The 330-nt window shown below is 60.3% G+C and carries 1 protein-coding gene; it reads left to right on the top strand.

Annotated features, from left to right (window positions below; translation table 11 throughout):
- On the top strand, nt 1-330 hold a 330-nt coding region (locus QN378_RS23350; protein WP_323567503.1), incomplete at both ends, for a type VI secretion system Vgr family protein.

The following is a 330-nucleotide window of genomic DNA, read 5'->3' on the forward strand; positions in this document are numbered from 1 at the left end:
TCAGGGGTATCGGAATTCCTTTACCGCCATCCCGGAAACGATCCAGTTTCGTCCCGCCCTGCGCCATCCCAAACCGCGGATTCACAGCACCCAAACCGCCAAGGTCACGGGTCCTGAAGGCGAAGAAATCCACTGCGATAAATTCGGCCGGGTGAAGGTCAAGTTTCACTGGGACCGCCGCACGCCGGATGACGAAACCAGCAGTGGCTGGGTTCGGGTGGCATCGAGCTGGGCAGGCAACAGTTATGGCGCAGTGACCTTGCCTCGGGTCGGCATGGAAGTGTTGATTTCCTACCTGGAAGGCGACGCCGACCGGCCGGTTGTCATGGG

Origin of the sequence: Pseudomonas sp. 10S5, assembly GCF_035019745.1 — a bacterium.
In the GTDB taxonomy this organism is placed as follows: Bacteria; Pseudomonadota; Gammaproteobacteria; order Pseudomonadales; family Pseudomonadaceae; genus Aquipseudomonas.